This window comes from Succiniclasticum sp., assembly GCF_056977735.1.
This window is the reverse complement of sequence record NZ_DBMCWA010000011.1, coordinates 63,329-86,831: the sequence shown is the minus strand read 5'-3', so window position 1 is coordinate 86,831 and position 23,503 is coordinate 63,329. Positions and strand designations below refer to the sequence as shown.

At 57.1% G+C, this 23,503-nt stretch carries 25 protein-coding genes; 1 reads left to right on the top strand and 24 read right to left on the bottom strand.

All coding sequences use genetic code 11. The features are described 5' to 3' along the window. The first annotated feature begins 66 nt into the window (after nucleotides 1–66). Nucleotides 67–2,133: an elongation factor G gene (gene fusA / locus ACZOWY_RS07605; RefSeq protein WP_484394825.1), complete on the top strand. Its 2,067-nt coding sequence runs from the start codon at nucleotides 67–69 to the stop codon at nucleotides 2,131–2,133. Between the two features lie 362 nt (nucleotides 2,134–2,495). Here fusA and thiD read toward each other — a convergent pair whose 3' ends face one another. The 24 genes from thiD to ACZOWY_RS07485 all read right to left on the bottom strand — a co-directional run bounded on the left by thiD (nucleotide 2,496) and on the right by ACZOWY_RS07485 (nucleotide 23,425). Then, a complete protein-coding gene (gene thiD / locus ACZOWY_RS07600) occupies nucleotides 2,496–3,302 on the bottom strand; it encodes a bifunctional hydroxymethylpyrimidine kinase/phosphomethylpyrimidine kinase (protein ID WP_484394823.1) in 807 nt (268 codons plus the stop codon). 205 nt (nucleotides 3,303–3,507) lie between these two features. Beyond that, complete coding sequence (locus ACZOWY_RS07595; RefSeq protein ID WP_484394821.1) at nucleotides 3,508–4,065, bottom strand: NUDIX domain-containing protein; 558 nt, start codon at nucleotides 4,063–4,065, stop codon at nucleotides 3,508–3,510. 78 nt (nucleotides 4,066–4,143) lie between these two features. Continuing rightward, nucleotides 4,144–5,835 (bottom strand): DNA repair protein RecN, encoded by a 1,692-nt coding sequence (recN, locus tag ACZOWY_RS07590; RefSeq protein ID WP_484394819.1) that lies wholly within the window; start codon nucleotides 5,833–5,835, stop codon nucleotides 4,144–4,146. A gap of 93 nt (nucleotides 5,836–5,928) precedes the next feature. Then, nucleotides 5,929–6,381 carry an arginine repressor gene (gene argR, locus ACZOWY_RS07585; protein WP_484394818.1) on the bottom strand — a complete coding sequence of 151 codons (453 nt, stop codon included), beginning with the start codon at nucleotides 6,379–6,381 and terminating at the stop codon, nucleotides 5,929–5,931. A 36-nt stretch (nucleotides 6,382–6,417) separates the two neighbouring features. Next, complete coding sequence (locus tag ACZOWY_RS07580; RefSeq protein WP_484394816.1) at nucleotides 6,418–7,329, bottom strand: NAD(+)/NADH kinase; 912 nt, start codon at nucleotides 7,327–7,329, stop codon at nucleotides 6,418–6,420. A 76-nt stretch (nucleotides 7,330–7,405) separates the two neighbouring features. Beyond that, nucleotides 7,406–8,218: a TlyA family RNA methyltransferase gene (locus tag ACZOWY_RS07575; protein ID WP_484394813.1), complete on the bottom strand. Its 813-nt coding sequence runs from the start codon at nucleotides 8,216–8,218 to the stop codon at nucleotides 7,406–7,408. Nucleotides 8,219–8,307: 89 nt separating this feature from the next. Further along, the gene (dxs, locus tag ACZOWY_RS07570) at nucleotides 8,308–10,200 is read right to left on the bottom strand and encodes a 1-deoxy-D-xylulose-5-phosphate synthase (RefSeq protein ID WP_484394810.1); all 1,893 of its coding nucleotides are present in this window, start codon (nucleotides 10,198–10,200) and stop codon (nucleotides 8,308–8,310) included. Nucleotides 10,201–10,255: 55 nt separating this feature from the next. Continuing rightward, nucleotides 10,256–11,131 (bottom strand): polyprenyl synthetase family protein, encoded by an 876-nt coding sequence (locus ACZOWY_RS07565; RefSeq protein WP_484394808.1) that lies wholly within the window; start codon nucleotides 11,129–11,131, stop codon nucleotides 10,256–10,258. 5 nt (nucleotides 11,132–11,136) lie between these two features. After that, a complete protein-coding gene (gene xseB, locus ACZOWY_RS07560) occupies nucleotides 11,137–11,424 on the bottom strand; it encodes an exodeoxyribonuclease VII small subunit (RefSeq protein ID WP_484394806.1) in 288 nt (95 codons plus the stop codon). After that, on the bottom strand, nucleotides 11,424–12,893 hold the full coding sequence (xseA, locus tag ACZOWY_RS07555) for an exodeoxyribonuclease VII large subunit (protein WP_484394803.1): 1,470 nt from the start codon (nucleotides 12,891–12,893) through the stop codon (nucleotides 11,424–11,426). Before xseA ends, xseB begins: the two co-directional genes overlap by 1 nt. Continuing rightward, nucleotides 12,886–14,058 (bottom strand): Kae1-like domain-containing protein, encoded by a 1,173-nt coding sequence (locus tag ACZOWY_RS07550; RefSeq protein ID WP_484394801.1) that lies wholly within the window; start codon nucleotides 14,056–14,058, stop codon nucleotides 12,886–12,888. The genes xseA and ACZOWY_RS07550 overlap by 8 nt, the downstream gene beginning before the upstream one ends. Beyond that, nucleotides 14,055–14,477, bottom strand: coding sequence for a transcription antitermination factor NusB (nusB, locus tag ACZOWY_RS07545; protein WP_484394799.1), 423 nt, complete (start codon nucleotides 14,475–14,477; stop codon nucleotides 14,055–14,057). Before nusB ends, ACZOWY_RS07550 begins: the two co-directional genes overlap by 4 nt. A gap of 155 nt (nucleotides 14,478–14,632) precedes the next feature. Then, nucleotides 14,633–14,860 (bottom strand): DUF2273 domain-containing protein, encoded by a 228-nt coding sequence (locus ACZOWY_RS07540; protein WP_484394796.1) that lies wholly within the window; start codon nucleotides 14,858–14,860, stop codon nucleotides 14,633–14,635. 18 nt (nucleotides 14,861–14,878) lie between these two features. Continuing rightward, nucleotides 14,879–15,415, bottom strand: coding sequence for an alkaline shock response membrane anchor protein AmaP (amaP, locus tag ACZOWY_RS07535; protein ID WP_484394794.1), 537 nt, complete (start codon nucleotides 15,413–15,415; stop codon nucleotides 14,879–14,881). A gap of 55 nt (nucleotides 15,416–15,470) precedes the next feature. After that, nucleotides 15,471–15,941, bottom strand: a complete 471-nt coding sequence (locus ACZOWY_RS07530) for an Asp23/Gls24 family envelope stress response protein (protein ID WP_484394791.1) — start codon at nucleotides 15,939–15,941, stop codon at nucleotides 15,471–15,473. A gap of 153 nt (nucleotides 15,942–16,094) precedes the next feature. Further along, on the bottom strand, nucleotides 16,095–16,217 hold the full coding sequence (locus ACZOWY_RS07525) for a hypothetical protein (RefSeq protein ID WP_484394788.1): 123 nt from the start codon (nucleotides 16,215–16,217) through the stop codon (nucleotides 16,095–16,097). Nucleotides 16,218–16,231: 14 nt separating this feature from the next. Continuing rightward, entirely contained in the window at nucleotides 16,232–16,789 is a 558-nt protein-coding gene (gene efp / locus ACZOWY_RS07520) for an elongation factor P (protein WP_484394785.1), read from the bottom strand. A 96-nt stretch (nucleotides 16,790–16,885) separates the two neighbouring features. Continuing rightward, nucleotides 16,886–17,956 carry a M24 family metallopeptidase gene (locus ACZOWY_RS07515; protein ID WP_484394781.1) on the bottom strand — a complete coding sequence of 357 codons (1,071 nt, stop codon included), beginning with the start codon at nucleotides 17,954–17,956 and terminating at the stop codon, nucleotides 16,886–16,888. A 160-nt stretch (nucleotides 17,957–18,116) separates the two neighbouring features. Further along, nucleotides 18,117–19,343, bottom strand: coding sequence for a peptidase U32 family protein (locus ACZOWY_RS07510; protein WP_484394777.1), 1,227 nt, complete (start codon nucleotides 19,341–19,343; stop codon nucleotides 18,117–18,119). 40 nt (nucleotides 19,344–19,383) lie between these two features. Beyond that, complete coding sequence (gene mltG, locus ACZOWY_RS07505; RefSeq protein ID WP_484394774.1) at nucleotides 19,384–20,403, bottom strand: endolytic transglycosylase MltG; 1,020 nt, start codon at nucleotides 20,401–20,403, stop codon at nucleotides 19,384–19,386. Between the two features lie 68 nt (nucleotides 20,404–20,471). Next, the gene (locus ACZOWY_RS07500; protein ID WP_484394771.1) at nucleotides 20,472–20,933 is read right to left on the bottom strand and encodes a hypothetical protein; all 462 of its coding nucleotides are present in this window, start codon (nucleotides 20,931–20,933) and stop codon (nucleotides 20,472–20,474) included. 126 nt (nucleotides 20,934–21,059) lie between these two features. Continuing rightward, a complete protein-coding gene (locus ACZOWY_RS07495; protein ID WP_484394769.1) occupies nucleotides 21,060–22,679 on the bottom strand; it encodes an AsmA family protein in 1,620 nt (539 codons plus the stop codon). Between the two features lie 41 nt (nucleotides 22,680–22,720). Beyond that, on the bottom strand, nucleotides 22,721–23,152 hold the full coding sequence (gene ruvX, locus ACZOWY_RS07490; RefSeq protein ID WP_484394765.1) for a Holliday junction resolvase RuvX: 432 nt from the start codon (nucleotides 23,150–23,152) through the stop codon (nucleotides 22,721–22,723). 12 nt (nucleotides 23,153–23,164) lie between these two features. Then, nucleotides 23,165–23,425: an IreB family regulatory phosphoprotein gene (locus ACZOWY_RS07485; protein WP_484394762.1), complete on the bottom strand. Its 261-nt coding sequence runs from the start codon at nucleotides 23,423–23,425 to the stop codon at nucleotides 23,165–23,167. Nucleotides 23,426–23,503: the final 78 nt, after the last annotated feature.

Sequence of the window (23,503 nt, the reverse complement as noted above, 5' to 3'; positions counted from 1 at the left end):
TTACGTAATCCACATTTTATTGTATAATATATGCATGCATAATTAAACTCAAAGGGGGATTAACTTATGAAAGCTTATACAGGCGACAAAATCAGAAACGTGGCCATTGTAGGTCACGGTGGGGCCGGAACCACATCCGTTACGGAAGCCCTGCTCTATCGCGCAGGCGCCATCGACCGTATGTGCAAAGTAGAGGATGGGGCCACCACCACGGACTATGAACCGGAAGAAATCAAACGCGGCGTATCCGTAAACGCCACCCTGGCGCCGGTAGAATGGCGCGACAGCAAAATCAACTTCATCGACACCCCGGGTTTCGCTGACTTCGTAGCCGAAGTAAAAGGCGCCTTCCGTGCCGTAGACAGCGCGCTGATCGTCATCAACGCCACCGCAGGCGTACAGGTTGGTACCGAACAGTGCTGGAAACTGGCTGAAGAAGCCGGACTGCCCCGCATCATCCTGGTAAACAAGATGGACCGTGAAAACGCGGACTTTGACAGCATCCTGGAAAACCTGCGCCATAAATTCGGCAAGAAAGTACTGCCCCTGGAACTGCCGCTGGGCAAAGAAGATAAATTCGAAGGCGTCATCGACTGCGTAAAGATGAAAGCCTACCGCAAGAACGGCAACGGTTCTGACGAGATCGAAATCCCCGACGACCTGAAAGACTATGCGGAAGAAATGCATGAAAAAATGGTAGAAGCCGCTGTGGAAGCCGACGACGACTGCATGATGCGCTATCTGGAAGGCGAGACCATCTCCGACGAGGAGATCAAAAAGTGCCTCATCATGGGCATCCGCCAGGCCCACATCTTCCCCATGATCTGCTGCAGCGCTACCAAGAACATCGGCCTGGGCCGCACCATGAATGCCATCATCGACTACACCTACCCGGCCATCCTGAACGATTATAAAGTAAAAGACGTAACCACCGGCGAAGAAGTGACCCGTGACGCCGGCGCCCCCATGGCCGCCCTGGTGTTCAAGACCACCTCTGACCCCTTCGTAGGCCGCCTGAGCTTCATCCGCGTCTTCTCCGGCTCCATCAAAGCCGACAGCGTGGTGTACAACTCCAGCCGTGAAAAAGACGAACGCATTGCCAACGTATTCACTATGCGCGGCAAAAACCAGATCGCCATGAAAGAGATCACCGCCGGCGACATCGGCGTAACCTCCAAATTACAGTTCACCGTAACCGGCGATACCCTCAGCGACAAGGCCAACCCGGTGCTGTTCGCACCCATCGCCTTCCCGCTGCCCATGTACACCCGGGCCATCTTTGCCAAGAAGAAAGGTGAAGAAGACAAGATCTCCAACGCCCTGACCCGCCTCATGGACGAAGATCCCACCATCATCATGAGCCGCAACCCGGTGACCAAGGAAATGCTGGTAAGCGGTATGGGCGACCAGCACATCGAAATCATCATGGAACGCATGAAACGGAAATTCGGTGTGGAAGCCGACCTGCGTGCGCCCCAGGTAGAATATCGTGAGACCATCCGCGGCAAAGCCCATGTACAGGGCAAACACAAGAAACAGTCCGGCGGCCACGGCCAGTACGGCGACGTTGTAATCGATATGGAACCCCTGCCGCCGGGAAGCGGTTTCGAATTCGTAGACAAGATCTTCGGCGGCGCGGTACCCCGTCAGTACATTCCCGCGGTTGAAAAAGGCATGCAGGAATGCATGCAGCACGGCATCCTGGCCGACTATCCGGTTGTGGACGTGCGCATCACCCTGGTAGACGGTTCCTACCATCCGGTAGACTCTTCGGAAATGGCCTTCAAGACCGCATCCAGCATCGCCTTTAAGAAAGCGATGGAAGAAGCCAAACCGGTACTGATGGAACCCTACTACAACCTGTATGTTCTCTGCGCCGAGAGCATGATGGGCGACGTCATCGGCGACCTGAACTCCAAACGCGGCCGTATCCTCGGCATGCAGAGCGTGGAAGAAGGCATCAGCCGTGTAGAAGCCCAGGTTCCCTATGCGGAGATTATGGAATACGCCGTTGACCTGCGTGCGCTGACCCAGGGCATGGGCACCTTCGAAATGAAGTTTGACCATTACGAAGACGTACCGGCCAAGATGGCGGAAAAGATCATCGAAGAGAGAAAGAAAGCCGCGGAATAAGCCGTTATAAAGGTTCCCTGCAATACAAAACTAATAAAGCAAAACTGCCGTGCAAGTATGCGCGGCAGTTTTTTTATATTGCATTAGATTGTCTTTGTGTTATAATAAGCCTTGATGTCGTAATGACAGTTCGGGCTACCGACTGGGTAGTCACAGGAATTATCATTACGCTTCTTATGGCGCTAATAAATACGAAGAGCAACCGCCCTCGCTAAAGCCGGTTGCTCTCGTTAGTTTGTGAAAACAGCGGGCCGCACTGCTTAGGCCAACCGTTCATCGGTGACATCTTTCTTTTTCTAGAAATATTATATATTCCATATTTTCTTTTGTCAATATACGTAACGCCCTGCCTTTATTGTCCCCTATTCCTGCATTCCTGCTTTCTTCCATAGCTCAACAAAATGATGGGTGGGCCCGTGGCCCTTCCCCAGAGCGATACCGTGTTGGATAGCCGTCGTTACATAGGCTTTGGCCGCCTTCACGGCTTCTGTCAGGTCCATGCCCTTTGCCAGATTAGAAGCTAACGCGCTGGACAGCGTACAGCCGGTACCGTGGGTGTGCTGTGTCTGGATGCGTGTGCCGGGCAGCCAGGTTCCCTCCTTACCGTCGTACAGATAGTCGTCTGCCCTGCTACCTTCCAGATGCCCGCCCTTCACCAGAACCGCTTTGGCACCGAGGCTGATACTATGCGCCGCCGCTTTCTCCATGTCCTGTTCGGTTTTGATCGCAAAACCGCAGATGGCTTCCGCTTCCGGCAGGTTGGGTGAAAGCAGCGTGGCCAGGGGCAATAATTCGTTGATTAATGCGTCGCAGGCGTCCGGCTGCAGCAACGGGTACCCGCTCTTGGAGATCATAACGGGATCCACAACGATCACAGGCGGCTTCCACTTTTTCAGCGCCTCTGCAATAGCATGGATGCTTTCCGTCCTTGAAACCATGCCGATTTTCACGCCGTCTACCCGGATATCGCTGAACACGGCGTCAATCTGCGCCGTGATGATGTCCGGCGTAATATCCTGCACCGCCGTCACCCCGCAGGTGTTTTGCGCGGTGACCGCCGTAATCACGCTCATGCCGAACACCCCGTGGGCCGCAAAGGTTTTTAAATCCGCCTGGATGCCGGCGCCGCCGCTGCTGTCGCTTCCGGCAATAGTAAGTAAGTGTTTCATAATGTTCTCCATAAAATTAATACTGAAGTACATGCCCCTGCGGGGGATTCTGAATAAGCGGAGCGTGCACCCGCAGGGCGCGAGGAACTGTTCATTAAGGAAGGTTGAACAGATAACGCAACAATGCTTTACACATAACAACGCGACGCGGGACACGCCCGAAGCGTTAGCGAAGCGCTATGAAGAATCCCCCGCAGGGGCTATATTATATTATACCTTTTAAAGAAAGTATGCCCAACGCTGCTAACGATTTTCCGTCAAAGAGAAGGCCTTCTTCAATCATGGATAACAGCTTCTCCCGCGGTATCGCTTCCACCGTTATGAACTCATCTTCATCCGTGTGCTGCGCATGACGGTGCAGCTCCGTAGCCGCATACAGATAAATCACCTCGTTAGTGAAACCCGGCGTAGTGGCAATGGCACCCAGATACTGCCAATGATCCGCCTCGTACCCCGTCTCTTCCGACAGCTCCCGCACCGCACAGACATCCCTGTCTTCCCCCGGGTCGATCTTACCGGCGGGCAGTTCATACATGACCGTCCCCATGGGATACCGGAACTGTTTCACGAAGATGATGCTGCCGTCGGGCAGGATAGGTACCACAGCGATGGCCCCCTGGTGATCCGCCATCTCCCGGGTGGTGGTGCGTCCGTTAGGCAGGCGCACCGTGTCTACATGCACATGGAGCAGCCGCCCCTCGAAGGCAGGCTTGCTGCTGATAAAGACCTCGTCCAGGGCGGGGTCACTGAACTTTTTTAACATGGCGTTCCTCTTTCTGTTTACCTGAAAAACTGTGAATTGTATAGTAAGCTGCGTAAACAGCCGATTTTACATCCGAAATCAGAACAGCAGCTGATTGCTGTTCTTAAATTCTTCTGCCGCCTTAATCAGGGCGGCAGCGCTTTCCGCCGCGGCTTTGGTAGTGTGTTCCCCGGCGGTCATACGCACCAGTTCCTGTATGCGTTCCTTCCGGTCCAGCACCGTAAGGCCCGTGCGGGTGCGCCCCTCTTCCGTTTTCTTTTCGATCCGTACATGCCGGTCCCCGAAAGCCGCGATCTGGGCCAGGTGGGTGATGCAGATCACCTGCCCCTGCCGGGCGATCAGCGCCAGCTTTTCCGCCATCTTCTGCGCGGTGACGCCCCCTACCCCCGTGTCGATTTCGTCAAAGACCATAGTCCCCACGCCGCTGCCGCCGATGAGCACCGTCTTCAGTGCCAGGGCCAGCCGGCTCAGTTCGCCGCCGGAGGCTACGCGAGACAGGGGCTGCAGGGGTTCCCCCGCATTGGCGGAGAAGAGCAGTTCCATCTGGTCTTTGCCTTCTAACGTAAAGTCCGGTTTTTCCGTAACGGTGATCTGCAGCCTGCCGTCCGGCATGGCCAGGTCGTGGATGTGGGTCTCCACATCCCGGCAGAGTTTTTCCGCATTTTGTTTGCGCAGGCTGGTCAGGGCATCCGCTTTCACTGCCAGTTCTGCTTTTATCTTCGCCAGTTCCTGCTGCGCTTTGGCGATGCGGTTGTCCAGATCCAGCAGTTGTTCCTGCTGGGTCTCTGCCTGTTCCAGATAGGCCAGCACCGCTTCTTCCCCGTTGCCGTACTTGCGCTGGAGGCGGTACAGCAGGTCCAGCCGGTCCTGCACTTCAGTCTGCCGGGCCGGGTCAAAGTTCTGGTTCTCCACATAGTCCTGCAGCTGGCCCCTGGCATCGTCCGCCGCGATCCAGGCGCTGTCGATGCCATCGTACACAGCCTGCAACCGGTTGTCGTAACGGGCCCCGGCGGCAATCTGTTCCCGGATTTCCGCCAGCTGGCTTAAGGCGCCGTTGTCCCGGTCCAGCAACCCATAGGCGTTCTGCAGGGCGTTCCGTATTTTTCCGCTGTGCTGCAGCAGCCTGGCTTCTTCCTTCAGGGCCTCTTCTTCCCCCACGCGGATGTTGGCGTCACGGATCTCCCGGATCTCCCAGGCCAGCCGGTCCAGCAGGCGCTCCCGCTGGTCCCCCTGCTCCTCCAGCTTCTGCAGGGCTTCCCTGGCTTCTTCATATTTCCGATACTGCGCCTGATAGGCCCCCAGCACCTGTTCGGCCCGGGCGCCTCCGTAGGCGTCCGTAAAGAACCGGGGCGCTTTGGGCTGCAGCAGCAGCTGGTTTTCGTGCTGCCCGTGGATATCCACCAGCAACTCCCCGAACCGTTTCAGCACCGCAAGAGGCACAGGGACGCCGTTGACGCTGCTCTGGCTTTTTCCCGCGGCGGTCACCCGGCGTTTTAAAAACAGGAAGTCATCCGCTTCGATCCCCTGCTCCTGCAGCAGACTGTTTATTTTTTCATGTTGTACATCAAAGACTGCCTGCACCTGGAACGCGTCGGCTCCGGTGCGCACCATGCCGGCGGCGGCCCGGCCCCCCAGGGCGATGCCGAACGCGTCGATGAGGATGGATTTGCCGGCGCCGGTCTCCCCGGTAAATACCGTGAAGCCCCGGTCAAACTCCACCCGGGCGTCTTCGATCAGGGCAAAATTATGCACGTGCAGTGATTGCAGCATAACCGTGAATCATCTTCCTTATTCATTCGTTACAACCGAAACAGTTCTGTTTCCTGCTTCGGTTCTGCTCCGGTTCCGAAAACGGAACCTTTTTTATTCTCTGAATTTGAAATAGTTTACAAAGTCCGCTGCGGTGTTTCCGTCTTCCACAGCCACGAAGATGGTGTCGTCGCCGGCCACGGTACCCATGACCCCCACCCATTTCATGCTGTCGATGGCGTAGGCCACCCCTTGTGCGGTGCCCGGCAGGGTATGCAGCACCACCAGGTTGCCGCCGGAGCGCACGGAGATGACGGAATTGCGGATCAGCTGTTCCAGCTGCTCGGGGGACATCATGTGGCTGCGCTCTTTCGGGAAGGCGTAGCGATAGCCGCCCCGCAGGTCGGAGACCTTGACCAGCATCAGTTCTTTGATATCCCGGGACACGGTGGCCTGGGTCACCGGATAGCCGCTTTGCTGCAGCGCCCGGGCCAGATCTTCCTGTGTCTCGATGTTTCTTGTTTCCACCAGGTTTCGGATCAGCTGGTGTCGTTCCTGCTTCTTCATGGCATTTCTCCTCGTTTTCTTATCTGCCGGTCAGTGTCACAGATCCCGGATCAGTTTTTCCTGCCAGGTTTCATAGTAGCTTTTATCCGTCAGCCGCATCAGCCGCAGGCTGTGACGGTGCCGGGTGATGCGCACCACGTCCTTCTGCCCGATCTCGCTCACCGGGATCCCGTCGGCAGACAGGGCCATGGGGCTGGTGTTCCGGGGCAGCAGGCGGATATCCACCTCTTCCGTGGCCGGAATGACCAGAGGCCGCGTAGCCAGGGAGTGGGCGCAGATGGGTGTGATGATCATCACGTCCATGCCCGGCTGTACCAGGGGTCCCCCCGCCGACATGGAATAGGCGGTGGAACCGGTAGCAGTGGCCACGATGAGGCCGTCCGCGGCGTAGCGGCCGGAAGGCTTCCCGTTGATGTACAGTTCGATATGGTTGGTGGTAGACAGGTTGCTGCGGGCCGTCACGAATTCATTGATGGCCAGCTCGGTATGGAGCGGTTTTTTCGGCGTCAGATTAAGGGCCGGTTTACGTTCCGCTTCCATGTCCGGCTCCGCTTTTTGTTCAGACTCCAGGATCTGCGCCGCCAGCAGGCAGCGTTTTTCAATGGTATACCGGCCATCCGTCAGCAGCTGCAGGGCCTGTTCCAGTGTTTCGTATTCGATCTCCGCCAGAAACCCCAGGTGACCGAAGTTCACGCCAAAGACCGGCACGTTGATCTTCACCATGTCGCGTGCCATGCGCAGGAAGGTGCCGTCACCCCCCAGGGAAACGGCGGCTGTCAGCCGGGAGCTGCGGCCCTCGAAGGCCTCCAGGTGATACATATTCGCCAGCTCTTCCGGCAACACCACCGTGATTTTGTATTTCCGGCACAGGGCCAGGATCGCTTCAAAGTGTACGCGCACTTTGACGATGCTCATGTTGGGAAAGATTCCCAGTCGTATATTGTCCATCCTTACATCCTTTATGTGCTTCAGCAGCCTGTTTCGGCTGCCGCGTAATTATCAGGGTCTCTCTTTGCAGCGCCGGTTACTTGTCCAGCGCCGCGTGGGAACGGGACACGACGTCGTCCGCGTCCGCGTCGCTCACATTGTTTTCGGGGCCTGTGGTCAGGTACAGCAGATATTCGATGTTCCCTTCCGGCCCTTTCACCGGCGAAAAATCCAGTCCGCCGATGCCGAAGCCTTCCGCCCTGGCCACGGCAATGACGCGGCGGATCACGTCTTTGTGTACCTCCGGGTCGCGCACCACACCTTTTTTGCCGATGTGTTCCCGGCCCGCTTCGAACTGGGGCTTTACCAACGCCAGGACAAAGGCGTCAGGCGCCAGCAGTTTCTTCACCGCCGGCAGAATTTTGTCCAGCGAGATGAAGGCCACGTCGATGGAAGCCGCGCCGATGGGTTCCGGCAGGCTGCGTTCGTCCAGGGTGCGGGCGTTGGTCCGTTCCATGTTCACCACCCGGGGGTCGTTGCGCAGTTTCCAGGCCAGCTGGCCGTAGCCCACGTCCACGGCGTATACTTTCGCCGCCCCGTTCTGCAGGGCGCAGTCCGTAAAGCCGCCGGTAGAGGCGCCGATGTCTGCCATCACTTTCCCTTCCACGCTGATGGGGAAGACCTGCAGGGCTTTTTCCAGTTTCAGGCCGCCCCGGCTCACGTATTTCAGCTGGTCCCCCAGCAGGCGGATCGTCGCCCCTTCCCTGACGGTGGTCCCGGGTTTATCTATTTTCTGTTCGTCGGCCAGCACCTGCCCTGCCATGATGGCGGCCTGGGCTCTGGCGCGGCTTTCGAAGAAGCCTTTTTCCACTAAGTAGGTGTCAAGGCGTATCTTTTTCTGTTTTTCCATGTATCCGTTCCTGTGGCCTGTACCGCTGCGCTGTGGCGCAGACAGGCGTGATGATTATGTTGTAGTGCCGCAACGGGCACGCGTGCTGTTTACTCCGCGTTCTCCAGCCAGCTGGCGATTGTCTCCGCCATCTGGTCCGGTGCCAGGCCGATGTCACGCAGCAGCAGTTTCCGGTCGCCCTGGGAGATGAACTGATCCGGTATGCCCAGGTTCAGCACCGCCGTCGTCTGCAGCAGGTTGTGGCGGTTCAGTGTCTCCATCACCGTTTCGCCCACGCCGCCCAGCAGCACCCCTTCTTCCATGGTGACGATGTGCCGGGTCTGTTTCGCGTGTTCCAGTAATAACGCTTCGTCCAGCGGTTTGGCAAAGCGCATGTTCACGACGCCGGCCTGTATGCCTTTCGCCTGTAACAGGTCTGCCGTCTTTTCCGCTTCCGCCACCATGCTGCCGATGGCCCAGATTGAAAGGTCCGTGCCCTCCCGCAGGGTCTCCGCCTTACCGATGGGAAGGGTGTGCAGCGGTTCGCTGCAGTCCGCCCCGGTGCCGCTGCCACGGGGGTAACGCAGGGAGATGGGGCCGTCGTTATATGCAATCGCTGTGGCCAGCATATGGCGCAGCTCGTTTTCGTCTTTGGGCGCCATGATGACCATGTTGGGCATGGGGATCAGGTAGGCGAAGTCAAACACCCCGTGGTGGGTGTAGCCGTCGTCCCCTACCAGGCCGGCCCGGTCCATGCACAGCTTCACCGGCAGGTTCTGCATGCAGATGTCGTGCAGCACCTGGTCGTAGGCCCGCTGCATGAAGGTGGAGTAAATGGCCGCCACCGGTTTGATGCCTTCCGTGGCCAGCCCCGCCGCAAAGGTCACCGCGTGCTGTTCCGCGATGCCTACGTCGAAGAAGCGTTCCGGGAACCGTTGGGCAAACTGGTTGGTACCGGTGCCGTCGGGCATGGCTGCCGTGATGGCCACGATGGACTGGTCCTGTTCCGCCAGTTCCACCAGCGTTTTGCCGAACACGCTGGTATAGGACGGGGGCGCCCCGGGTTTGGTGATCTTCTTCCCCGTGGCGATTTCGAAGGGTCCGGTACCGTGGAATTCGTTGGGCCGCTCTTCCGCGGGGGCGTAACCTTTGCCTTTTTTGGTGACCACATGGATCAGCACAGGGCCTTCTTCCCGTTTGGCCGCCGTCAGCAGGGGCAGCAGCGCTTCGATGTTATGGCCGTCCACCGGGCCGAAGTATTTGATGCCCAGATGCTCGAAGATCGATTCGGGCGCCACCAGGTACTTCACCCCGGTCTTCACCCGGTCGATGGCTTCCAGCACGTCGCCGCCGTGTTCCATGCCCCCCAGCCAGTTTTCCAGGTTGTGTTTCAGTTTGTTGTAGGTCTCCCCGGTCCGCAGCTGGTACAGGTACTGGGACATGGCCCCCACGTTTTTGGAGATGGACATCTCGTTGTCGTTCAGGATGATGATCAGGCGGCGTCCGGTGTCCCCGATATGGTTCAGGGCTTCGAACGACATGCCGCCGGTCATGGCACCGTCACCGATGACAGCCACCACGTGGTAGTTTTCCCCTTTCAGGTCCCGGGCAGCCGCCATCCCGTCCGCCGCCGACAGGGACGTGGAGGAATGCCCCACCCCGAAGGCGTCGTGTTCGCTTTCCTGCCGTTTGGGGAAGCCGGACAGCCCTTTATACTGCCGCAGCGTGGGAAATGCCCCTTTGCGGCCGGTGAGGATTTTATGGATATAGGCCTGGTGTCCTACATCAAAGATAAATTTGTCTTTCGGGGAGTCAAAGACCCGGTGCAGCGCCAGCGTCAGCTCCACCACCCCCAGGTTGGGGGCCAGGTGACCGCCGTTTTTGGACACCACGTCAATGAGCAGCTGCCGGATCTCCGCCGCCAGCCGGTTCATTTCTTCCGGTGTGAGAGTTTTCAGGTCCAGAGGACTGTTGACTCTGTCCAGAATTTTATCTTCAGACATTGCGTTCAGCCTTTCCGTTACAGTTTCGTATGATGCGTTTCATCGTGACGGGAAATCAGTTTTTGCGGTGGCACATCATTTTTGCGATCTCCCGCAGGGGTTCCGCCTTTTCCCCGAAGATGTCCAGACAGGCCAGGGCTTCCGCCGTGGTTTCGTCTGCCATCTTCCGGGCCGTTTCCAGTCCGTATAAGCTGACATAGGTCGACTTGTGGTTCTTTTCGTCGCTGCCGATGGGTTTGCCTAGTTCTTCCGCCGTGCTGGTCACGTCCAGGATATCGTCTTCGATCTGGAAGGCCAGGCCGATCCGTTCCGCGAACCGAGTCAGGGCCAGCAGCTGTTCGTCGGTGGCTCCCGCCAGATGGGCGCCGCCCCGCACCGCTGCGATGAACATGGCGCCGGTCTTGCCTTCGTGGAGGGTCTTCAGCTCTTTGGCGCTGATCTGCCGGTTCTCCGCGTCCAGGTCCAGGGCCTGTCCCCCTACCATGCCGAAGTTGCCGGCACACATGGCGGTCTCATGCACGAATTCCACCAGGGTGGAGGGTTTGACGTTGCGCTGCTCCAGCATCACTTCAAAGGCCAGGGTCAACAGTCCGTCCCCGGCCAGCACCGCCATGGCTTCCCCGAACACCTTGTGGTTGGTGAGGCGGCCCCGGCGGTAATCGTCGTTATCCATGCATGGCAGGTCGTCGTGGATCAGGGAATAGGTGTGGATCATCTCCAGCCCGCAGGCCGCAGGCAGGTAGTCATAGCCGTTGGCCCCCACCGCTTCGGCGGTAGCCATCAGGAGGATCGGGCGCAGCCGTTTTCCCCCGGCCAGCAGGCTGTATTTCATGGCATCGTCCACGTTGGAGATGCCCCGTTTTTCCATGCGTTTTTCCAAAAAGTTATTCACCAGCTTTTTACGGCTGTCATAATACTGTTTGAAATCCATGTAATTTACTCCTCTTCTTCCGGTTCTTCAAACTCTTCCATGTGATAGTCCTCGTCATCCACGGGGCTCACTGCCAGTTTCTGCACGGCAGCCTTGGCCTTGTTCAGCTTTTCCAGACAGATTTTGCTCAGCTCCGTACCCTTCTGGAATTCTTCAATGGCCTCTTCCAGCGGCAATTCGCCGCTTTCCAGCCGGTCTACCACGGCTTCCAGTTCTGCCAGTGCTTCTTCAAATTTTATGTTCTTCGGCGTCTTTTTCGCTGCCATGTTCTTCCCGCCTTTCTGTATTTCCATCACGTTGGTTTACTTTCGATTTGCTGAACGACGGAACAGATCTCCCCGTCCCGCAGCCGGGTGCGAAGCTCTTCGCCCCAGTGTACGTCCTGTACGGATTTCACGATCGTACCTTTTTCGTTACGGGTGAAAGAGTAGCCTCTCCCCAGAATTTTCAGGGGGCTCACCGCGTCCAGGTGGTTTATCAGCAACGCCAGCTTCTGTTCCCGACTGCCCGTCAGCTTGTCCGCCATCGCCGTAAACCGGGTCCGTGTATATTGATATCTGGTTTCATAAGGTTCCCAGAGTGTTTTCTGTTTATCCAGTGCTTTCATGGCCGCCGCCACGCGCTGTTCCGGTTCTGTTAACAGCCGTTCGGGGTGCTGCAGTGCTTTCATAGCCTGTTGCAGCCTGTTTTCCGGCTCCGTCAGCAACCGTTCGGGATGCTGCAGCGCTTTCATGGCCTGCAGCAGGCGCAGTTCCCGGTTTTCCAGCCGCCGGGGCAATGTCTGCTTCAGCTTTATGAGGGCCCGGTCCAGCCGTTCTTCCGCCCGCTCTGTGAGGCGGAAAGGATCCTGCAGCATGCGGCTTTTCCGGAGCCGTTCCAGGGTCACGGTATGCTGCTGCAGCATGCGGTATATGGCGTTTCCCAGCCGCTGCTGCCGTTCCAGCACCTGCCTGCGCAGCTCCCGGGTGTCTTTCACCGCCAGTTCCGCTGCGTGGGATGGCGTGGCCGCCCGTATATCCGCCGCAAAGTCGCATAAGGTAAAGTCCGTTTCGTGACCTACCGCGGAGACGACGGGGATATCGGAAGCCGCTACCGCCCGTACGGTGATTTCTTCGTTGAAGGCCCACAGGTCTTCCATGGAGCCACCGCCCCGGCCCACGATGAGCACGTCGGCCAGCCGGTGCCGGTTCATAAAGCGGATGGCGTGGGCGATGTCCCCCGCCGCGCCTTTGCCCTGCACCAGTACCGGGTACAGCAGCAGTTTCACGCCGGCGTCCCTGCGCCGGGCGACTTTGATCACGTCGCGCACCGCCGCCCCCGCCGGGGAGGTGATGATGCCTATGGTGCGGGGGTGTTCCGGCAGCGGTTTTTTCCGGTCTTCGTCAAACAGGCCTTCCGCCGCCAGTTTGTTCTTCAGCTGTTCAAAGGCCTGCATCAGGCTGCCGGTCCCTTCCGGGATCAGCAGATCCGTGTAGAGCTGGTACACCCCGTCGCGTTCATAGATGCCGATGCGGCCGACGGCCACTACGGTCTCCCCGTTGGCAGGGTATTTCAGCAGCTGCCGGGCCTGGCGCTGGAACATGACGCACTTCAGCACACCGCCTGCGTCTTTTAAGGAAAAGTAGCAGTGTCCGGAAGGGTACCGTTTGAAGTTGCTGATCTCGCCACGGACCTGCACATGGGCCACCTGCCCGCTGCCTTCCACCAGATTCCTGATGAGGCGGTTCATTTCCGTGACGGTATAGGTATGGACTTCAGCCATGTTGTTCTCCCTGCCGTCGTGCGTACGCCGCGCAGCCGGAGGCGTTGTCGCCGCTGTAGCGGTTCTCCGGCATCCAGACGCGGATCCGCCGTCTGGCCAGTTTTTCTTCGATATGGGTACGGATCCAGCGGTTGGCGCAAACGCCTCCCGCCAGGATCACATCCTGTACATGATACTCCGCCGCTCCGTTCCGGATCATGCGGACAAAGGTCTCGGCCAGGCCCCACTGCACGCCGGCCGCCAGGTTGCATAACGCCGGTGCAATGACCGGAGGTGCCACGGCTTCCGGGGCAACAGCCTGTGTCGGAGCTGCAGCTGTTACCTTTGCTGCAGTCGTTACCTGATCTGCAGTCGTTACCTGCGCTACAACGGTTGCCGGATCTGCAGCGCCCTGTTTTGCCTTTTCTATAGCCCGCAGCACCCAGGTGCAGGGGCCGGAAAGACTCACGTTGGTTTTATGTACCGAGACCGGGATCTCCGGGATCTCTGTATGTTGCGCCGCCACCTGTTCCAGTGCCGGTCCTGCCGGGAACGGCAGCCCTAACGCCACCCCCACCCGGTCTACGAACTGCCCGGCATGCAGATCCAGGCTGCCGCCGATTTCTGTCAGGTGATAACCGGAAACCGGCTTCATCCCTTTAACAGGCATCGCGTCCTTCGCTTCCGGCAGCGGTTCCCCGCCGGTGGCCGGTGCCGGGCCGGTGATCTGCTTTTCCGCCAGCAGCAGGTCTGTCGTTCCTCCTGAGGCATGCAGAAACAGAAAGCGGTCCGCAGCGGGACCGTGTGCAGACCAGCGCGCTGCCTCCAGATGGTTCTCCTGATGGCTGATCTGCCATAAGGGGATCCCGTACAGGGCGGCCAGCGACCGGGCAAAGCCGAGCCCGGCCAGAAAGGCCGGCATGTAGGAGTCTTCCCGGGGACGGGGACGGGCGGAAACGCCGATGCCAAGCACAGAAAACGTATGTCCCTGCGCAGCCTCTTCCATCAGCTCCGGCAGGTTCCGGATATGCTGGTAGAGCATTTCCGACTGCTGAAGGCCGCAGCCGCCGGGCTTCACCTTCAGGATGCGCCGGGCTTCCGCGGCTTTGTTCCCCTGCCGGTCCATGAAGAACAGCGAGGTGGTATAACAACTGGTATCGATACCAAGGTAAACTTCTTCTGTCATTGTTCCGTCCGCATCAGCTTGCCTAATACGCCGTTGATAAAGCGGGCCGATTTATCCGAGCCGAAGCGTTTGGCCAGTTCCACCGCTTCATTGACAGCCACGGTCACCGGCAGCTTTTCGTCGGCAAAACGCATTTCATAGATGGCCATGCGCAGAATATTGCGGTCGATGCCGGGCATCCGTTTTACGTCCCAGTTGATGGCGTATTTACCGATCAGCGCATCGATCTCCGGCAGTTTCTCTGCGGTGCCTTTCAGTACTTTTTCCGCATACTGTACCGCTTTGGCGGCCTCTTCCCTGTTTTCTTCATCCTGCTGGACTTCCAGCGCGATGGCCAGCGCCTCGGCCGGCTCAGCCTGGGTATAATCCATCTGGAACAGGCTCTGCAATACCATTTCCCTGGCAACTCTGCGAATCATATACAAGTATCCTCCGTTTTGTTCCCGCAGCCTCTTTTCCGTGGCTGCGCTTCCGTTCCGGCAGCCTCTCTTCCATGGCTGCTTTTTCATTCCCGCAGCCGTTTTTTACCCGGCTGCGCTGACTTTTCCGCAGCCGTCCTTATACGGCCGCCTGTTTACTTATGATAGCCCGGGGGCAGCAGCCGGTCGAGCCACTCCACCAGGTCTTCTTTTTTGTCGATTTTGTAGCCGATGAAGAAGCCCCCGCCGGCAAAGAGCAGCAGAAACAGCGTCCGCCAGAAACCGACGGTGAGAAACAATGAAGCGATGAGCACCCCGGTCAGTGAGCATAAGAAGCGGCCGCGATAATTAAGCCAGATGTCTGTGAATATGTCTTTAAACATCGCTGTCCCTCCTCTTTATCAGCCCTTTTCCTTGCTGTCGCTCTTGATCTTCTTAAAATACAGTTCTATGTTCTTTACGTCCAGCCCCACCACTTTTTTGATGGTCTCTTTCACGTTGTCCTTGACTTCTTCCGTAACTTCAAACACGTTGACGCCGGGCTCCAGAGAACCTTTGATGCGGGCGTTGATGGTGGTCTTGTCTTCCATTTCCACCGCCACCTTCACCCCGTAAATGCCATAGACCTCCTGGGCGATGTCACCGATATAATCTTCCAGCGCCCGTTTGGAAACGATGGTCTTACCCGAATCGGTATCCGCCAGGTCCAGCGATCCGGAGTCACCCAAAAGGCCGATGCCGGCCAGCAGCAGCCGCACGCTGATCAGGAAGATGACCGCGCCCCCTGCCGCGAATTCCCAGTTCCCCGGCAGCTCGGAGATCACCGACATCAGAAAACCGACGGGTAGCACCCCCACGGTGATCAGGATCAGCGTCACCGCGAAGGCCGCCATCAGAATGGTATATATCGTCAATATGATTCGATCCGTTATTCCCATACACTTCACTCCTTATATTCCGGACCCGCGGTCCTGTTCAAAGATACTGTGTCTTTTAAAAGATACTGTTGTTGCGATTTTCCTCCGGATTGCTGAAGCTGATCTCCAGCTCGCTCTTTTCCCTGCGCTTTACGCCTTCGATATGCACATCCACAAGTTCTGCCGTGTATTCCGTCATTTCGTCTACGGCGCTTTTCACTTTTTTCTGCAGCCTCATGGCCACTTCCGGGATGTTGCAGCCGTATTCCACCGTAACGTATACGGCGATCCGGCAGCTGTGCCCCGTCACTTTGACCCGTACGCCCTTGGACAGGCTCTTTTTCCCCAGAAAGTTGCTGATCTCTTCCCGGAAGCCCGTGCTCATGCTGACCACACCCGGAACATCCAGGGCAGCCAGGCTGGCCACGATGGCGATCACATCGTCTGCCAGTTCAATATAACCCAGTTCTTCTTCCTCCGCTTCCGCGGCGGCCGCAGAATTCGTTGCAGGCTGGTCCGGATATTTGCTGCTCTCTTTTTCCGCCATCTGTACCTCCCTGCCGTATCATTGAAATTAAAAACCAGAAGTGTCCAAAAATGCAATGGTTCCCCATTTTCAGACTATGTATTATTATACCATATCCCGCATAAAAATAAAACAAAAAAAGGACCTCTTATGCAGAAGTCCTTTCGTTTTTTCTTATGTGTTTCGACGGTGGTCTGCAATCCGCTGTAACGCCGCTTCCGCGCTGCCGCTCCACGCGTCCGGCCCGCCGGTTGTGATCGACGCAGCCGCATATATTACGCGCGCCGGAGTAGCCAACGCAGCCTCACCTGTTATGCACGCTGGATGTAATCGCCGCTGCGGGTGTCGATCAGCAGATGGTCGCCTTCGTTGATGAACAGGGGCACCTTAACTACATAGCCGGTGTCCATGGTGGCCGGTTTGCTTCCGCCGGTCGCGGTATCGCCGCGGATGCCGGGGTCGGTCTTCACAACGACCAGTTCCACGGTGTTCGGCAGTTCTACGCCCAGGATGCGGTTTTCGTAGGAAATAACCTTCACGTCCATGTTCTCTTTCAGGAAGTTCATGCCGTTTCCGATCTGTTCTTTGGTCAGTTCCGTCTGTTCATATGTATCGTTGTCCATGAATACAAAGCTGCCGTCACTTTCATACAGATACTGCATGACACGGCGGTCAATGTTGGCCTTCGGCATGCGTTCGCCGGCGTTAAAGGTGCGCTCTACGACGGCGCCCGTTGCCAGGTTGCGCATCTTCGCCCGTACAAAGGCAGCGCCCTTGCCCGGTTTTACATGCTGGAATTCCACAACCTGCCAGGGGTCATTGTCGATGGTGACAGTCAGACCGGTTTTAAATTCGTTGGTAGATACCATAGATACATCCTCCTGTGTTTCTGATAAATTCTATGTTTATTAAAAATCAATACCTGAGGTAATGCTGATAAATCAGCGTCTCTTTATCTTATCGTTTTAAACGATTTCCGTCAAGGTTTTCTTCAGGGAGGTCAGGCTGCGGGCTCCTTCCCGGGTCAGCACCACGGTGTCCTCGATCCGCACGCCGCCCCGGCCCTGGATGTAGATGCCGGGTTCGATGCTGAAGACCATACCTTCTTCCAGGACGGTGTCGCCCCGGCTGTTGATGTTGGGCAGCTCATGGATCTCCAGGCCGACGCCGTGTCCAAGTCCGTGAGTAAAGTATTTCCCGTAGCCCCGGGATTCGATATAGTCCCGGATCTCTGCGTCCAGTTCTTTCCCGGTGATGCCCGGCCGGGCGGCTTTGATGCCCCGGTACTGGGCTTCCTGGACCACGGTATAAATTTCCCGGTGCCAGGAGTTTGCCATGCCCATCACTACTGTGCGGGTGGTGTCCGAATGGTACCCGTTGTACAGCGCGCCGAAGTCGAAGGTGACAAAGTCCCCTACTTCAATGGCTTTATCGGTAGGCGCCCCGTGGGGCAGTGCGCTGCGATGGCCCGAAGCCACGATGGTGTCGAAGGATACTCCTTCCGAACCGAGGCTGCGCATGTAATACTCCAGACGGGCGGCCAGTTCCTTTTCCGTCATGCCGGCTTTGATCTCTTTCAGCAGCTGTTCGAAGGCGCCGTCTGCGATCTTGTGGGCCTGCCATAAGCTTTCCAGTTCCCGCTCGTCCTTCACCATACGCAGGCCCCGCAGGTCCACGCTGACCATCTCGGTGGTTTCCGGCAGCAGGCTCCGCAACGTCCTGTATTCTTCGTAGGAGTAAGCATCGCCGTCAAAGCCGATCTTCGCATGGCTGCCCGCCAGCTGCGCAATCCCTTCCCAGATGCTGTTGTTATGCTCCGCCTTGTATTCCATCACCCGGCAGTACTTGAGTTCGGCTTTGGCCTGCTCGGTATAGCGGCCGTCCGTGACCAGCACGGCGACCCGGTCGTCCGCGTAGAGCAGGCTGGAGTCGCCCGTAAACCCGGTAAGGTACCGGATCGCAGAGACGTCTTTCACCGCCATGCACTCCAGGCCATGTTGTTTCATGAACTTAAAAATCCTGCCGATTCGTTCCATAACGTTTTATACCTTCTTTTACTGCAATCTATGTCAAATAATTCTATCATATAACCGGTTATTATGACAATATAAATTTACTCAGCCTTTACACTGCGCGGATCCCGGGTCCTTCGTACATGCGCGGATGGTTCCCGTATGTACATTCAGGAGCCGGAGCTCAGTCTGGCATCCGGCGGCGCAGGATGGCGTTCACGGGAATCCCTTCCTCCGCTTTGCAGGTGAAGACCATCTGCGGATGGGGCGCGGCCGAGATGGGATTGCCTTCTTCGTCGCGCATGTCCTGCAGCACCAGGGTGCCCAGGCTTCCGTCCGGGCGGAACACCTCCAGCGTCTCCCCCGCTTTCATATGGTTGCGCTGTTCCACGGTGAGGCGGTGCGGCTGCCAGTCACGGACCAGGCCCACAAACTCATGGGTCTGCAGGTAGGCAGAAGAAGCGCAGGCCTGCGCGTCCGCATCGGGTTTTCCCAGCGCGAAACCGGTGGTATAGGGCCGGTGGGACACTTTTTCCAGTTCGTCGATCCATTCCTGACGGACCCTGTAGTGTTCCGGGGCCTGCCAGCAGGCGTCGATCGCCCGCCGGTACACGCTGGCCACGCTGGCCACATAGTGGGCGCTCTTCATCCGGCCTTCGATCTTGAAGCTGCAGATACCTGCTTTCATCAGGTCCGGCAGATACGCCATCAGGCAGAGGTCTCTGGAGTTCATGATGTAGGTGCCCCGTTCATCCCCGGCCACGTCATAGCTCTCGCCGGGCCGGTTCTTCTCCGTCAGGCTGAATTCCCAGCGGCAGACCTGGGCACAGGCGCCCCGGTTCCCGTCCCGGCCGGTCAGGTAGCTGCTGAGCCAGCACCGTCCCGAATAGGAAATGCACATGGCTCCGTGCACGAAGGCTTCCAGTTCAGCCTCCGTCCGGCTGCCGATCTCCTGCATTTCGGTCAGTGACAGCTCCCGGGCCAGGACCACCCGGTTCGCTCCCAGGGCTTCCCAAGCTTTTACGGCAGCCCAGTTGGTGGTATTGGCCTGGGTGCTCACATGCAGCGGCATATGGGGCACGGCCTGTTTCGCCACGGACCAGACTCCCAGGTCGGAGATCAGCAGGGCGTCCGCCCCGGCCGCTTCGAGGCTGCGCAGGTAGTCCGGCAGGGCACCGATGTCTTCGTTATGGGCAAAAATGTTGACGGTGACATAAACCTTTTTCTGCAGGCTGTGGGCAAACCGGATGGCTTCTTCCATCTCTTCCCGGGAAAAATTGCTGGCAAACGCGCGCAGGCCAAACAGTTTGCCGCCTAAATAGACCGCGTCGGCGCCGTACAGCAGGGCCATACGCAGTTTCTCCATATTCCCAGCCGGGGCCAGCAGTTCAGGCTTTACCAGTTTTCTCATAATGCTCCTTTGTATTCACGCGGGTCCGCTATGATTGGCATTACTTGTTGTCGTCCCGGTGGATCTCTTCGATGGCCTTCAGGTGTTCCTGATAGGTTTTGGTAAAACGGTGATGCCCGTCTTTTTCCGCTACAAAATACAGGTACTCCGTCGCTTCCGGGTTTAGGCAGGCCTTGATGGCGTCCATGCCCGGCGAGGCGATAGGCCCCGGAGGCAATCCGGGGTTCTGATAGGTGTTATACGAACTTTTGATTTTGGTGTCCGCGATGGTCACTTCTTCTTTCTGCGTTCCCAGCAGGTACTGGATGGTGGTATCCGACTGGATGGGCATATAGATATGCAGCCGTTTCAGGAAGACACCGGCAATGCGGGCCTGTTCTTCGGGGAACACGGCTTCCAGTTCCACCATGGCGGCCAGGTTGACAAGGTCACGAAGGTCCATGTTTTTTTCTTTGGCCAGCGCCGGGATATTTTCCCGGTTCATTTCTGCATTGAAGGTCCGGACCATCAGCTCCAGGATTTCCTTTTCTGACATATCCGGGTCCAATTGGTACGTTGTCGGGAAGATAAACCCTTCTGCTTTGAAGATGACGTCCGGGTTTTTGGTCTCCATGTAGGGATAGGGCGTGTAGTTCCGGGCCGCCTCCTCAAATTTCCGGGCATCCCCCAGGCCTTCCGCTTCCAGCTTCCGGCCCGTCTTCACCACGTTGAAGCCTTCCGGCACCGTGAACTTCACGCTGTAGGTCTGCCCTTTGGAGAGGATGCTGACGATCTCGCTGTTGGACATGCCGCCGATGATCTCATAGCGGCCGGCTTCCAGCTTGCCGGCCAGCCCCCGCAGCCGCGCTTCCATACGGAAGGCTTCCGGGGTCTTCACCAGATGTTTTTTATGCAGCAAGTCGGCAATATCCGCTGTCGTCATCCCCGGTTTGATGGTTACCAGATAGCGGTGTCCCTTTGCGTATTCAGTGTTGTTGCCGGTGAAATAGAGCAGCCAGTAGGCGCCCAGTCCCAGCATTAACGTAAATGCGAGTAATAATGGAATCAGTCTTTTAAACAAATCCATTACCTCCGTTGTTTCTTGATCAGTGTTTTTTTCCGGCTCCGGGTGATATCGCCCGAAGTTTATTATGCCTCCAGGGCTTCGTAGGCCTTCCGCGCCTTTTCAAATTCCTCATCGGTGGGGACCTGGATGTCCACTTCCCCGTCCGCATCCGTTACGATTTTCGCCAGGATGATATTGGGTTCCTCTTCCTCGTCTTCGTCCCCATGGTCATGGCCGCAGCCGCATTCGTCCCCGTGTTCGTGGGCATGTGCGTGTTCCTGGCCGTGTTCGTGGCCGCAGCCGCATTCGTCCCCATGTTCGTGGGCATGTGCGTGTTCCTGGCCATGTTCGTGGCCGCAGCCGCATTCATCTTCCCCTTCTTCAAAAATCGCGGGGTCCACTTCCAAAAGGGCCACATAGTCATCTTCGCCGACTTTGAATTTGCTTTCTACCACAAAGCAGTGATCCTGTCCCTCATCGTCGGTAAATTCATAGGTCTCGATGGTTTCTTCTTCCATTACTTCTGCTACGTCTTTTTCCGTCATGATCGTTCTCCTTGTCTTATCTTACAGGTTTTGGTTTTAGTACATCAGGGGTACTGTTTAAGATACGTTTTGTCTGAGTGGAATACGTTCGTGTCCGATTAAATCCGTTTCATGTTTTGTTTACTGTTAAAAGATGGATGACGACAGTTTCTTCCCGAGACGGATCTCCGCTGCGTCTTTATCGCCTGCCACTACGGAAATACTGTACTTGGTACGTCCCAGTTTCATTTCCGCGCCGGCGGTACCAAACGTTCCGTTCCGGATGAGGATGTTCCCTTCCATGAAGCGGATCTCGTCGCTCCGGAGGTTGCCGTCCGTGTAATAGTAGCGCCCTTTCTGCAGGGCGAAAGCGCCGTTACCCGTGGCGGAATCCGCCTGGTTGGTACCTGTCACATGCACGTTCATCTGCAGCATCCCCGCGACCCGGTTGTCTGTCATCCGGGCAGCATCCAGGTTGTTGCCGGAAAGGGTAAACTCATACGTGCCTGCCGCAGGATCCAGATACCCGTCCAGAGACAGCTGGTCCCCGGCGCCCATTGCCCCGGCGTTTTTCAGCACCAGCCTGCCATTCTCCCATACAAAGCTGCCCTGCAGGTTGTTCATCTGCAGCGGCGCCGCATATACGTAATTGCCGGTAAAGTTCCCTTCGATCTTCGGTTCCACAGCCGTACCGGTCACTTTCCCGGAAAAAGCCACGCTGGCGTCATCCAGATACAGTCCCTTGCTCAGACTCTGGGTTTTGAAATGATCGGACGAGAACGACAGGTCAAAGGCAGGCGGCAGCGGGGTCCCCCGGCCGCTTTTGATGGTTCCCTTCAGGGTCACCGGCATGCCGTTTACGTTGGCTTTCAACGTCTGCAGTTCCGCCAGGTCACGGTCGGCGGTAAAGCTTCCTTCCCCGTCGGTAAAGCCCATGCCGAAAAATTCGCCAGCCATGTTCTTCGGCCTGCCGTCCAGACGGATGTGCCAGCCGCCCGCATCTTTGGACGCCGCTATTTTTACGGTAGGAACCACGCCGCCGCTCACTTTGATGTGCTTCAGGTCCGGATACATGGCCAGTACATCTGCCACCGGCGTGTTTTTGGCTTCGCCGGTGACCCGGGCAGCGCCGTTTTCATAGTCCATGTTCAGCACCAGGTCGCAGCTTCCTTTGCTGGCCGTGGCGCTGGCCCGCAGCAGCGGGTACTGTTTAAAGGCCATCTGGGAGTTGATCTTGTCCAGGGCGACCTTTTTCCCGTTGGATACCAGGTTCAGGGAACCCTCCTTCACCTCGATGAGGCCGCGGAAGCTGGTAGGCTTGACGGACTCTTCCGTCTTTTTCCCTGCCTCCGGCAGGTTTGCCTGGCCTGCAAGCTTCAGCAGATTCAGAAGGTCAAGGCCCTGGCCTTCTTCATAGACCCCGTAAAACCTGGGTTTGTTAAATACGATATTGGTAACGGCGCCAATGCCGGCGCCCTGCCGCAGGGTATCAAAAAAATTAACGGAGGCTGTGGCCAGCGGCATCTCCATCTTTACGTCGCCGTTGGGAGCTTTCCACACAAGGTTCCGTATTTCCACATCCCCGGCAAACCCGGCATTGATCTTTTCATAGGTCACCGTCCCGGACACGATATTCTGCCGGGCCAGCATCTGTTCCGTCATGCGTGCAGCCGCGCCGCCGCCTAATTTAATAACAAGGGCAATGGCAACTAATATTGCCAGCGCCCCTCCCATGATTATCCTCTTTTTGGAAGAAATTCTTTCCACGTTTCTTCACCTGTTCTGCTGAGAAAACGACCGGCCGTTCATCAGAGGCCCGGTCTTCTCAGGTTTTTACTGTCCAGATAGTTCTGCAGGATCACCACGGCAGCCATCATATCGATCACCTTACGCCGTTTTTTCCGCTGCAGGTCCGCATCGATCAGCACCCGCTCCGCTGCCACCGTGGAAAGGCGTTCGTCCCACAATACAACAGAAATACCGGCGAAACGGCTGCGCAGTTCTTCCGCAAAGGCTTCCGACAGCTTCGCGCGTTCGCCGATGGTTCCGTTCATATTTTTTGGATAGCCCAGGACGATCTCCCCCACTTCCCATTGGGCGATCAGTTCGCCAAGCCGGGTAAAATCCCGCTCCGGGGATGTCCTGCGTATGGTTTCCACACCGTTGGCGATCAGTCCCGTCAGGTCGCTGACCGCTACGCCGATGGTCCGGCTTCCCAGATCCAGAGACATTGTTCTCATCGCTTCGCCGGCCTATTTCTGTATGGATGCCAGATAACTGTCCAGCAGTGCTTCCACCAGTTCGTATCTTTCGTACTGACGGAGTTTGTTGCGGGCATCCTTATAACTTGTGATATAGGTCGGATCGCCGGACAGCAGGTAGCCGACCAGCTGGTCTTTCGGATTGTATCCTTTTTCCTGCAGCGCCGCGCAGACTTCGCGGATGGTCTGGTCTACCGGTTCTTTTTCACGGTTTCTTTTAAACATCATGGTTTCCTGGGAAACGTTAGCCATCTTGATCACTCCTGTCTTTTTCTTTTATCAGCATGTCTTACAAAATCAGTCTTGTTATCCTGATTTGTTTTGTCTTTC

What these genes read in the sequence shown, in the direction of transcription:
- xseB (WP_484394806.1), bottom strand. Translation starts at nt 11,424, where the DNA reads ATGGAAATACAGAAAGGCGGGAAGAACATGGCAGCGAAAAAGACGCCG.
- dxs (WP_484394810.1), bottom strand. Translation starts at nt 10,200, where the DNA reads ATGTCTGAAGATAAAATTCTGGACAGAGTCAACAGTCCTCTGGACCTG.
- argR (WP_484394818.1), bottom strand. Translation starts at nt 6,381, where the DNA reads ATGAAGAAGCAGGAACGACACCAGCTGATCCGAAACCTGGTGGAAACA.
- fusA (WP_484394825.1), top strand. Translation starts at nt 67, where the DNA reads ATGAAAGCTTATACAGGCGACAAAATCAGAAACGTGGCCATTGTAGGT.
- ACZOWY_RS07485 (WP_484394762.1), bottom strand. Translation starts at nt 23,425, where the DNA reads ATGGCTAACGTTTCCCAGGAAACCATGATGTTTAAAAGAAACCGTGAA.
- amaP (WP_484394794.1), bottom strand. Translation starts at nt 15,415, where the DNA reads ATGGGAATAACGGATCGAATCATATTGACGATATATACCATTCTGATG.
- xseA (WP_484394803.1), bottom strand. Translation starts at nt 12,893, where the DNA reads ATGGCTGAAGTCCATACCTATACCGTCACGGAAATGAACCGCCTCATC.
- thiD (WP_484394823.1), bottom strand. Translation starts at nt 3,302, where the DNA reads ATGAAACACTTACTTACTATTGCCGGAAGCGACAGCAGCGGCGGCGCC.
- efp (WP_484394785.1), bottom strand. Translation starts at nt 16,789, where the DNA reads ATGGTATCTACCAACGAATTTAAAACCGGTCTGACTGTCACCATCGAC.
- ACZOWY_RS07510 (WP_484394777.1), bottom strand. Translation starts at nt 19,343, where the DNA reads ATGAGAAAACTGGTAAAGCCTGAACTGCTGGCCCCGGCTGGGAATATG.
- ACZOWY_RS07515 (WP_484394781.1), bottom strand. Translation starts at nt 17,956, where the DNA reads ATGGAACGAATCGGCAGGATTTTTAAGTTCATGAAACAACATGGCCTG.
- ACZOWY_RS07580 (WP_484394816.1), bottom strand. Translation starts at nt 7,329, where the DNA reads ATGGACAATATACGACTGGGAATCTTTCCCAACATGAGCATCGTCAAA.
- ACZOWY_RS07540 (WP_484394796.1), bottom strand. Translation starts at nt 14,860, where the DNA reads ATGTTTAAAGACATATTCACAGACATCTGGCTTAATTATCGCGGCCGC.
- ruvX (WP_484394765.1), bottom strand. Translation starts at nt 23,152, where the DNA reads ATGAGAACAATGTCTCTGGATCTGGGAAGCCGGACCATCGGCGTAGCG.
- ACZOWY_RS07595 (WP_484394821.1), bottom strand. Translation starts at nt 4,065, where the DNA reads ATGTTAAAAAAGTTCAGTGACCCCGCCCTGGACGAGGTCTTTATCAGC.
- nusB (WP_484394799.1), bottom strand. Translation starts at nt 14,477, where the DNA reads ATGATTCGCAGAGTTGCCAGGGAAATGGTATTGCAGAGCCTGTTCCAG.
- ACZOWY_RS07575 (WP_484394813.1), bottom strand. Translation starts at nt 8,218, where the DNA reads ATGGAAAAACAGAAAAAGATACGCCTTGACACCTACTTAGTGGAAAAA.
- ACZOWY_RS07565 (WP_484394808.1), bottom strand. Translation starts at nt 11,131, where the DNA reads ATGGATTTCAAACAGTATTATGACAGCCGTAAAAAGCTGGTGAATAAC.
- ACZOWY_RS07550 (WP_484394801.1), bottom strand. Translation starts at nt 14,058, where the DNA reads ATGACAGAAGAAGTTTACCTTGGTATCGATACCAGTTGTTATACCACC.
- ACZOWY_RS07500 (WP_484394771.1), bottom strand. Translation starts at nt 20,933, where the DNA reads ATGACGGAAAAAGACGTAGCAGAAGTAATGGAAGAAGAAACCATCGAG.
- recN (WP_484394819.1), bottom strand. Translation starts at nt 5,835, where the DNA reads ATGCTGCAATCACTGCACGTGCATAATTTTGCCCTGATCGAAGACGCC.
- ACZOWY_RS07530 (WP_484394791.1), bottom strand. Translation starts at nt 15,941, where the DNA reads ATGGCGGAAAAAGAGAGCAGCAAATATCCGGACCAGCCTGCAACGAAT.